Genomic DNA, 10,073 nt, shown 5'->3' on the forward strand with positions numbered 1-10,073 from the left:
CGCTAGGCCCCCAAAACCGCCGGAAACCACGTAGGGTAGTTGGAAAGCGACGTCCGTCTCCTTGGAGACACCCAGGTAGCAGCCGAGCAGAAGTACGCCGCCGGCGGCCATCACCACCCATCCGCGCAGCGCGCGGACCACGTCGACCACCAGGCGCGATGTGGGCCGCGGGTTATCGGTCCCAGCGGTCTGCTCGTCCACTTTCGTCTCCCCCAAGGAGCATGTCGTCGTCGGTCGTGCGGGCGGCGCGGTCGTGCGGGCGGCGCGGCGGAGCCTCTGCGTGGAGCCCGCCCCCGAGATGATCCGGGTCACGACAGGCGTCAGATTAGTGTGCGGAGATGAACAGGTGCTCCGTCGGGTGGCCCACGGCTGTTCCCGGCGAGCTCAGGCGGCACGGGAAGCTCCGTCGCATTAGGTATACGAGGATAGGCCGGCCGATGGAAGGCCTTGCGAAGTATGCCTGCCTGCAACCAGCCTGCTAATCTATGCTGGCTGGCGGGTGACTGTCGGGCCAGGGGGAAGGGCCGGGAGGGATGCCAGCCGCAGCCTGCCGCACCGCGGGCCGCCGCGGGGCCCGCGGGGTCTCCTCAGGTGATGCTCGGAGCGATCCGCTGGCATGGCGGCAGGGCGGTGGCCCCGGCCGGTGCCGGCCCCCGGCCCCAGCGCCACGCGTCGGCGACGATGCGGTCGATGCTCGACGCCGGAGAGCTCCAGCCGAGATCGGCGCGGATCCGGGTGCTGTCACCGATCAGCGTCCTCGGTTCGGAGACCGGCGGACAGTGGACGCGGCGGACCGGGCGCCCGGCGACCCGGCCGACCGCGGCGAGCACGTCGGTGACACTCACCCCGACGCCGCTGCCCACGTTGAACACCGCGCAGTGCCCGGGGCGCGCGGCGACCAGCGCCGTCAGGTAGGCCGTCGCCATGTCCACGACGTGGACGTACTCCCGCAGCGCGAGGCCGTCCCCGTTGACCCGGAACACGTCCCGGCATCCGCTCGCCACGGCGATCGCCGCCGGGATGATCCGGCTGCCGTCGCGGTCGATGTGTCCCGCGACGGCACCCGCGACGTTGAAGGAACGTAGGATCACCGCGCCGAGCAGCCCGGTGCCGGCCTGGTGGGACAGCAGCCGCTCGGCGGCGAACTTGGAGGTTCCGTAGGGGTTCACCGGGTCGGGTGGGCAGGTCTCCGGGATCCGCGCGAGGTCGACGTTGCCGTAGACCGCGCAGGTGGATCCGAAGACGAACGCGGGTGCGACCCCGGTGTGTTCGGCGCCCTCCTCCAGGGCGGCCAGCAGGTTGATGGTGCCGGTCAGGTTCGTCTGGAAGTAGCGCACGGGATCCAGCCGGGACTCCCGCACCCGGGTCAGGGCCGCGAGATGGCACACCCCCTCGAATCCCCGGCTGACCCCCGCCGCGGCCAGCTGGCGGGGATCGAGCAGGTCCGCGGCCACCACCTCGACATCGGGGGCGAACCGCGGCGTGGTCATCGGCTCGCGGACCATCGCCGTAACCTGGTGTCCGGCGGTGGCGAGCATGTCCGTGACCACTCCGCCGATGAAGCCGGCCGCGCCGGTGACAAGGACGCGCATGTCCGGGATCAGGATGCGGCCCGCATGCGCATCCCGAGGAGGGTCTCCCGGTGGCGCCAGGCGAGTTCCAGGCAGGCGGCGGCCGACGGGGCGATGGGCTCGGTGTCGACGAGACGGCGCAGCGCCGAGTGGGTGAACGGGATGCCCTCGGTCACCGACCGGTTCGGACCCGCGGTGACGACCGATCCCTCGGCATTGGTCTGGACCATGCTGCCGAAAAGCCGGTCGAAGGCGTCGGCGTCCACCACGACGACGGTGAGGATCTCGCCGAACAGAGTGAGCGCGTCCAGCCCGATCCCGAAGTACGACACCCGCATGGCGCCGGACCGACGCGCCTGCTCGAACGAACGGAACGGCTCGTCGGTGTCATAGTCGATCGGGCTGGACGAGCTGCCGTCGTGCTCCGGGTTGCCCAGCAGCTCCTCGCTCAGCTCACGCATGATGTTGCGCCACAGGTCGAAGTCGGCCTCATGGTGGAACGGGGTGATGCCCGACGGCTGGAAGACCCCGGCCGGGATGACGTGGTACACCCCGCCCGCGGTCGCGACCGAGCCCGCGCTGCGCCGGTGCAGGAAGAAGCTCGCCTGGCCGCCGCGATCGTGGCGGATCGTGAGCGTGTTGATGGACGGCAGGGCCGCCCGCCGGGTGAAGTCGAACGGATCTCCGATCCGCGCCCGGAAGGGCAGCGCGGGCCAGGACAGTCCGCTGCCGGCCATCGCGGCCGCCGTCTCGTGTGCGACGGTCTCGCAGACGTCGACGGCGTCGAAGTACGTCGTGTGGGCGAAGCTCAGCGACGGATGGTTGTCCGGTGACGGTCCCGCGGTCCCGTCACCGCCGATATCGAGTAGGCGAAAACTGAGCCGGTTCTCGAACAGGGTCGGCCGGTCGAGGTCCCGCATCGCCCGCGTGTAGCGCTGGTAGCGGTTCTGCTGACCGCCTCCACCGAGCAGGGGCCGGCTACCGGCCGTCTCGGGTTCGTCCCCCCTGATCGTGGGGGCCTCGGCGCTATCGTGCCACCCAAGGGTGACATCGTCGATGTCCACCGGGGTGTCCCACACCCAGCCGGGTCGGGCCAGTAGCCCGCTGCCGAGTCGGTCGGTTTCCGGGTAGAGCCGCACCGCCGCGCGGGCGAGGCTGATCCGATGGTGGTTGAGGTGATCGCGGGTGAGCCGCCACGCGCGTTGGCTCGCGGCGGCTTGCTCGGCCGCCGGACTGCGCGGCGCTGTCTCCCGGCGACGGTCCGTCATCGATCCCGGGGCCAGGCCGACGTCCTCGGGGGACAGCGCCAGATTGCGGGCGATGTGACGGAGCGTCGAGATGTCGTGGATAGCCCGCCGGCCGCTCTCCACCTTGGATACGTAGGACTGGTCGAAGCCCAGACGGTCGGCGAGCTGCTGCTGCGTGAGGCCGTGGGCCTGCCGGTACGCGCGTAGGAGTTGGCCCACACCAACGCTGGTGGGAGTAGAACGCGGCGGCGTCCATAGCCAAGTGTGACCGGTCACCCGCAACCCTCTCGTCCGACAATCGTGTTACGCGAAGTGAGCATAACGAGCCGGGCATCTAGGGGTGCAGTGACATAATTCGAACATCTCGTGTGGGTGTAATTTTGCGGCTTCCAGCAACATCCTCGGTGCCATGTGTTATGCGAGGGCGTTCCCGTCGAATGTATGTTCATTGGTTGGGAAGTCCGTCCGCGAGGTCGAGAACGATCACAATGATGATCAGGAGGAGTATCCAGCGGAAGAAGCCGATACGGCTCCAGACCTCGCGCGCGATGCCCCGGCCTGCCCGGCCGCCGAGCACCAGCAGTGCGAACAGCGCCCCGCCGACCGTGACGAGGAAGATCCCGGCATTGCTGTGGTCCACGGTCAAGACGATCGCACGCCGACCCCGGGTATCCCCGGGGATACCCGGAGAGTGTTTCTGTTCGGGTCGCGACCGCAGGTGACCGACCGTTCTCACGGTCATCCTCCCCGTGTTCGCCGTCGGGCCGGTCGGGGTTGCGCTGATCGATCCGGCGCTGATCGGCCTGGTGCTGATCGTCCTAGCGCTGATCGGCCTCGCCCTGATCAACGTGGTCACGTCGAGGCTCTCTCATGTGCTCCTGAAGGTCGATGGAACGTGTAGTGCATACCGTGTTGGAATCGACGTTCGCCCACTGTCAGGCCAACGCACCACGACGGGATGAACTCGCTCCCTTTCCTCGCCCGCCAAACCGCCGGCCGGCGCGCATCGGAGCCTGCTCGTCCCTACCGTGTTCCGGATGTCGACGGCACTCCTGACCGATCACTATGAGTTGACCATGTTGCGCGCGGCGCTCCGGTCCGGCGCGGCGGATCGTCGTGTGGTCTTCGAAGTCTTCACCCGATCGTTGCCGCCGGGTCGCCGTTTTGGTGTGTTCGCCGGCACCGGTCGGCTGCTCGATGCGCTGGCGGACTTCCGGTTCGGGCCGCCCGAGCTAGCCGCTCTGCGGGCCGCCGATGTCATCGACGAGGCCACGGCACAGTGGCTGGCGGACTACCACTTCGGCGGCGACATCCATGGCTTCGCCGAGGGCGAGCCGTTCTTCGCCGAGACGCCCGTGCTCGCTGTCGAGGGCACCTTCGCTGAGACCGTGCTGCTCGAGACACTCGTGCTCGCCATTCTCAACCACGACAGCGCGATCGCGGCCGCTGGGGCCCGGATGGTTGGGGCGGCCGGGGACCGGCCCTGTCTCGAAATGGGATCTCGGCGCACCCATGAGGCCGCCGCCGTGGCCGCCGCCCGCGCGGCCTACCTCGTGGGTTTCGCGGCCACGTCGAACCTGGAGGCCGCCCGGACGTACGAGGTCCCCAGCGTCGGTACCAGCGCGCACGCCTTCACACTCGTTCATCCAAGTGAGGCCGAGGCGTTCGCCGCGCAGGTCGCCACCCTCGGTGTCGGCACGACGCTGCTCGTCGACACGTACGACGTCCCTGCGGGGGTCGCCGCCGCCGTCGCGACGGCGGGCACCGAGCTCGGGGCCGTCCGGATCGACAGCGGGGACCTGGGTCGGGTCGCCGGCGCCGTCCGCGCGCAGCTTGACGGCCTCGGCGCGACCAGAACACGGATCATCGCGACCGGGGATCTGGACGAGCACGCCATAGCCCGGTTGGGCGACGCCCCAGTAGACGGCTACGGTGTCGGCACCGGCCTGGTCACCGGTGCGGGCGCGCCCACCGCGGGGTTCGTCTACAAGCTGGTCGAGGTCGACGGCGAACCCGTGGCGAAGAGGTCGGTCGGCAAGAGCACCCGTGGGGGGCGCAAGCGGGTCGTCCGCCGCCATGACCTCAACGGCCGGGCCGTCGCTGATGTCATCTTTCCGAGCCCGCCGGGCTCGCCGTCGGCCCCGGACCGCTTGTCCGGTCCGTCCGGTCCGGGGGTGGATCCCGCTGGCTCCGGGGACGCGCTCCCCGCGTCGCAGCGACCGCCCGACCCGGCCCGGGACCGGGACCTGTTGCGTCCGCTGGTGAAGGCCGGTGAGCCGGTCGGTGGCCTGACCGGGCCGGCCGGCACCCGGCGCGCCCGCGAGCACCATCGTCTGGCCCTCGCGGCCCTTCCCCCCACCGCTCGGGAGGTGGGCTACGGCCCGCCGTGCCTGCCCGTCGTCCACGCGGAGGGCCGTCCCTGAGCCGTCTCGGGCCTCCCTGAGCCGTCCCGGGCCGTCGGGCGGCGTCGCCCGCTGAGGTGCCGTTTCCGGCGGGAGGCCGAGGAGGGGCCCGTGTGTGCCGGCACGGGGATGGCCAGACTGGAGGGGTGGCGCCCGCCTCTCCATCGAACCGGATCCGCGGTCCGTTGGACGGCGAGGGCGGGCGGCATGACAGCGTCACCGTCATGCCGCCCGCCCTCGCCGTCAGCGTGGACGTGGTTCTGCTGACCCTGCGCGCCGGTCGGCTCTGTGTCCTGGTCATCCGCCGGGACGATCCCCCGTTCGGCGGATGCTGGGCGCTGCCCGGTGGTTTTGTCGACCGCGACGAGGATCTCGACGCCTCGGCCCTGCGGCAGCTCGCGGCCGAGACGGGCGTCACGACGACCGGTCACCTCGAGCAGTTGCGGACCTACGGCGGCGCGCACCGCGACCCGCGTGTCCGGGTGGTCAGCGTGGCCTACCTGGCCCTGCTGCCGAATCTCCCGCAGCCGCAGCCGCAGCCGCAGCCGCAGCCCGGCCGGGATGGACCGCGGGCCCGCTGGTGGCCGGTGGAGGACCTGGACTCGACCGACGGCCCGACGCTGGCCTTCGACCATCCGCGGATCGTGGGGGACGGCGTGGAGCGGGCCCGGGCCAAGTTGGAGTACACCCCGCTGGCCGCAGCCTTCTGCGAGGAGCAGTTCACCCTGGCCGACTTGCGCCGCGTCTACGAGGCCGCGTGGGGCGTCGCGTTGGATCCGCCGAACTTCCGCCGCAAGGTGCTGTCCACGCCGGGATTCGTCGTGCCGCTGGGCCAGCGCACCTCCCCGCGCGGTGGCGGTCGGCCCGCCGAGCTGTATCGGCGTGGCTCGGCGGTCGCGCTGCACCCGCCACTGCTGCGCCGGTCGGTCTGAGGAGATTCCTCCAGACCGGCCGCGCAGTTGTCGCCTGCCGCGGACGACGGCTCCGGGTCGGCCGCGGCCAGCCACTCGACGATGCCCGTAACGGCGTCCCGGCAGGTGCCGCATCCGGTCGTCGCCCGGGTACCGGTGACGATCGCCGGCAGGTCACGTGCTCCGTCCAACCAGCAGCGGGTGATCCCGCCCTTGGTCACGTTGTTGCACCGGCAGATGGTGACCCGGTCGGGTAGGGTCGCCGGACTGTCGGTGACGGTGACCTCGGTCCGGGTCGGGAACAGCAGGCTGCGCCGGTCGGCCGGCACCGGAGCCTGCCGGTCGAACAGCTGCGTCACGGTCCCCACCGTCGGGTTGTCACCGAGCATGATCGCGCCCACCAGCCGGTCCCCGCGGATCACCAGCTTCTTGAAGGTGCCCCGGGTGACATCGACGAACTGCAGCACCTCGGCGTCCTCGTCGAACTCGTCCACGTCGACCTCGCCCATGGTGGCGAGATCCACTCCCGACGCCTTGAGCCTGGTCACGGGTCGGGCGCCGCTGTAGCGCGTGGCGGGGTCGGCGGCGGTGACAACGTCGGCCACCACCCGGACCTGGTCCCATGCCGGCGCCACCAGCCCCTGCACCGTCCCCTCGTGCTGCGCGCAGTCACCGACCGCGAACACGGCCGGATCGGCGGGGGAGCGCATCTGATCGTCCACCACGATCCCGGCTTCGACCGGCAGGCCGGCCGCCGCGGCAAGGTCGGTCACCGCCACGACGCCGGTCGAGACCACCAGCAGATCGGCGTCGAGCACCTCGTCGCCGGCCAGCTCCACGCCGGTGAGCCGCTCGTCGCCATGGATCCGGACGACCCTGGCCGCGAGCCGGGACCGCACCCCGAGTCCGGCCAGCGTCCGGACCAGCACCTGTCCGGCCCGCCGGTCGAGCTGGCGGTTCATCAGGTGACCCGCAGCGTGCAGGACCGTCGTGTCCAGACCGCGGCGGACCAGGCCGCGGGCCGCCTCCAGGCCGAGTAGGCCGCCGCCGAGTACCACCGCGCGGGTGGCCCGTTCGGCCTGGGTGAGGATATGCCGGCAGTTGTCGAGGGTGCGGAACGCCGCCACTCCGGGTAGCAGCGTCCCATCCGGTCGGGTCAGTCCCTCGATCGGTGGCAGCCACGCCCGGCTCCCGGTGGCGAGGATGAGTACGTCGTAGGCGACGACGCTGCCGTCGTCGGCCGTGACGGTGCGACGCGTACGGTCGATGTGGTGCGCCACCACGCCGGCCCGGACGTCGACCAGAGCGCACGGGGGCGTGTCGTCACCGCTGTCGCCGGACGCCGCATGGTCGACCAGGGTGATGTCGGCCAGATCCGCCTTTCCTGCCAGGACGTTCGACAGCAGGATGCGGTTGTAGGCGGGATGCGGCTCCTCCCCGAACACGGTGATGATCAGGTTGGGATCTCGGGAACGAAGCTCACTGATCATCCGGGAGCCCGCCATCCCATGCCCCACGATGACTACGCGGCGCGGCCCGGAGGCCCCTGTGGAGTCCGACGCGGGCGCGGCGTCGTGCATCATGGTTCGGGGCCTTGCGGTCATCACCGTTGGCGCCTTCCGCTCGGTCGGCTGCGGCCCGTCAACATGGCTCGAACGGGTTCGGCAGCCCCGACCCGTCGCGCTGGGAACGGACCCGGTGGCATGCCGATCGTCGCCCGGGTGGCCGATCGGGTCGTCGTCCGGGTTGTCGATCGGCTCGACCGCGACCGCGCACACCTTGAACTCGGGCATCCGGGACGTCGGGTCGAGCGCATCGTTGGTCAGGGAGTTCGCCCGTCCGGCCCCGGCCCAGTGGAAGGGCAGGAAGACGGTGTCGAATCGGAGGGTGTCGGTCAGCCTCGCCGGCACCTCGCAGGTGCCTCGTCGGCTCGTGACCCGCACCGGCGCCCCCTCAGCGATCCCGAGCCGTTCGGCGAGGTCGGGATGGATCTCGACGAAGGGTTCCGGCGCGGCGTCAACGAGGGGTCTGATCCGGCGGGTCTGCGCACCGCTCTGGTAATGAGCCAGCACCCGCCCGGTGGTCAGGTAGTAGGGGTACTCGGGGTCGATGTCCTCCGCCACCGGACGGTGCTCGACCGGCACGAGCCGGGCCCGTCCGTCCGGAGTGGCGAAGCGGTCCAGGAACATCCGGGGGATGCCCGGGTGCGTCTCGTCCGGGCAGGGCCAGAACACCCCGTCCGATGCGATGATCCGCTCGTAGCTGATGCCCGCGTAGTCGGCGATCCCCCCGGCGCTGGCCCGGCGCAGCTCGTCGAAGACCGCCCGTGGTTCGCCGGGGAAGCGCTCGGCGTGGCCGAGTCGGGCGGCGAGCGCCGCGATGATCTCCAGGTCGGTGCGTACCCCGGCCGGAGGAGGCCGCAGCCGTTCCCGCCGCAGTACCCGACCCTCCAGGTTGGTCATCGTTCCCTCCTCCTCCGCCCACTGGGCGGTCGGCAGGACGATGTCGGCCATGGCCGCCGTCTCGCTGAGCACGAAGTCGGCGACGACGAGCAGGTCCAAGGCGGCCAGCCGCGAGGTGATCCGACCGGCCCGGGGGGCGGAGACGGCGATGTTGCTGCCGAGGATGAGGAGCGCCCTCGGGCCCTGCGGCGTGCCGAGCGCGTCCAGCATCTCGTAGGCGCTGCGGCCCGGACCGGGGATGGTCGTCGGGTCGACGCCCCAGATCCGACCGATGTGCTCCCGGGCCACCGGATCGATGATCTTGCGATAGCCGGGAAGCTGGTCGGCCTTCTGCCCGTGTTCCCGGCCGCCCTGCCCGTTGCCCTGGCCGGTGAGACAGCCGTAGCCCGACCCGGGGGTACCGGGCAGCCCCAGTACGAGGGCGAGGTTGATGAGCGCCGTGACGGTGTCGGTGCCCTTGCTGTGTTGTTCGGCACCGCGGGCGCTGAGCACCATCGCCCGTTCGGCCTGGGCGAGCAGGCCCACGGCGGCGTACTGGTCTGCCACCGGCACTCCGGTGATGCGCTCCACCCGTTCGGGCCAGTAGGAGGCGAGTACTGCTCGAAGCTCGGCGAGGCCCGTCGTCCGAGCGGCGAGGAAGTCGCGGTTGGCGTACCCCTCCGTTAGGGCGATGTAGGCCAGCCCGTTGGCCAGGGCCAGGTCAGTTCCCGGGGTGATCTGCAGATGTAGGGCCGCGGCGCGGGCGGTGGCCGTCAGCCGCGGGTCGACGACCACGAGCGTCCCGCCGTTCTCCCGCTGGCGGGTCAGGTACTGCATGAACGGGGGCATGGTCTCGGCCGCGTTGCTGCCGACCATGATGACGGCCCCGGCGTGCGCGATGTCCTCCAATGGGAAGGGCAGGCCCCGGTCCAGCCCGAACGAGCGGATGCCCGCGGCGGCCGCCGACGATATGCAGAACCGGCCGTTGTAGTCGATCGCGGAGCTGCGCAGCGCCACCCGAGCGAACTTGCCCAGGGCGTAGGCCTTCTCGTTGGTCAACCCGCCGCCGCCGAAGACGCCGACCGCGTCCGGGCCGTGTTCGCGCTGGAGGCGGATGATCCCTTCGGTGATGCGGTCGAGTGCCCGTTCCCAGCTCACCGGCTCGAGGGGGGCGTCGCGTCGTGGCCGCATCAGTGGGGTGGTGAGCCGGTCCGCGGCGGTCAGCAGTTCGGCGGAGGTCCACCCCTTCTGGCACATCCGGCCCCGGTTGGTGGGGAACTCGCGGGCGAGTACGGCAACCGGCCCCGGAGACCTTCCGCCTGCGGGTTCCGGGCCGTCGTCTTTTCCGGTGCCTTCCTTGGTGGCGCTCTCCGGGGTGGCGCGCAGCATCATTCCGCACTGCAGGGCGCAGTACGGGCAGTGTGTCGCCGCCTCGGCAAGGGGCGCGGCCGGCACCGGCATGGTCGTGGTCACGCACCGAGCGTGCGGCGGGGGGTGTCCC

Annotated in this window: 6 protein-coding genes and 2 pseudogenes; 3 read left to right on the plus strand and 5 right to left on the minus strand. The window is 71.2% G+C overall.

The genetic code is table 11. The features are described 5' to 3' along the window. From AC08OX_RS10460 to AC08OX_RS10475, 4 genes and pseudogenes are all read right to left on the minus strand, one after another. Positions 1–201, minus strand: a pseudogene (locus AC08OX_RS10460) (transporter); the annotation flags it as partial. Between the two features lie 386 nt (positions 202–587). After that, positions 588–1,592, minus strand: a complete 1,005-nt coding sequence (locus AC08OX_RS10465; RefSeq protein WP_476607631.1) for an NAD-dependent epimerase/dehydratase family protein — start codon at positions 1,590–1,592, stop codon at positions 588–590. A gap of 8 nt (positions 1,593–1,600) precedes the next feature. Next, positions 1,601–3,094 (minus strand): helix-turn-helix domain-containing protein, encoded by a 1,494-nt coding sequence (locus AC08OX_RS10470; RefSeq protein WP_476607632.1) that lies wholly within the window; start codon positions 3,092–3,094, stop codon positions 1,601–1,603. A 169-nt stretch (positions 3,095–3,263) separates the two neighbouring features. Beyond that, positions 3,264–3,458, minus strand: a complete 195-nt coding sequence (locus AC08OX_RS10475; protein ID WP_035732600.1) for a hypothetical protein — start codon at positions 3,456–3,458, stop codon at positions 3,264–3,266. 109 nt (positions 3,459–3,567) lie between these two features. Here AC08OX_RS10475 and AC08OX_RS10480 point away from each other — a divergent pair, with 109 nt between their 5' ends. The 3 genes from AC08OX_RS10480 to AC08OX_RS10490 all read left to right on the plus strand — a co-directional run bounded on the left by AC08OX_RS10480 (position 3,568) and on the right by AC08OX_RS10490 (position 6,152). Next, entirely contained in the window at positions 3,568–3,780 is a 213-nt protein-coding gene (locus AC08OX_RS10480) for a hypothetical protein (RefSeq protein WP_476607633.1), read from the plus strand. 75 nt (positions 3,781–3,855) lie between these two features. After that, positions 3,856–5,241: a nicotinate phosphoribosyltransferase gene (locus AC08OX_RS10485; protein WP_476607634.1), complete on the plus strand. Its 1,386-nt coding sequence runs from the start codon at positions 3,856–3,858 to the stop codon at positions 5,239–5,241. Between the two features lie 125 nt (positions 5,242–5,366). Further along, on the plus strand, positions 5,367–6,152 hold the full coding sequence (locus tag AC08OX_RS10490) for an NUDIX hydrolase (protein ID WP_476607635.1): 786 nt from the start codon (positions 5,367–5,369) through the stop codon (positions 6,150–6,152). An 86-nt stretch (positions 6,153–6,238) separates the two neighbouring features. Here the strand turns inward: AC08OX_RS10490 and AC08OX_RS10495 are convergent. Next, a pseudogene (locus AC08OX_RS10495) lies at positions 6,239–10,033 on the minus strand (molybdopterin-dependent oxidoreductase); the annotation flags it as partial. Positions 10,034–10,073 lie beyond the last annotated feature (40 nt).

This window comes from Frankia sp. CoBUL1, from assembly GCF_978021245.1.

Bases quoted from the DNA above. Each gene is read 5' to 3' on its own strand.
- AC08OX_RS10465 (WP_476607631.1), bottom strand. From the start codon at position 1,592: ATGCGCGTCCTTGTCACCGGCGCGGCCGGCTTCATCGGCGGAGTGGTC.
- AC08OX_RS10485 (WP_476607634.1), top strand. From the start codon at position 3,856: ATGTCGACGGCACTCCTGACCGATCACTATGAGTTGACCATGTTGCGC.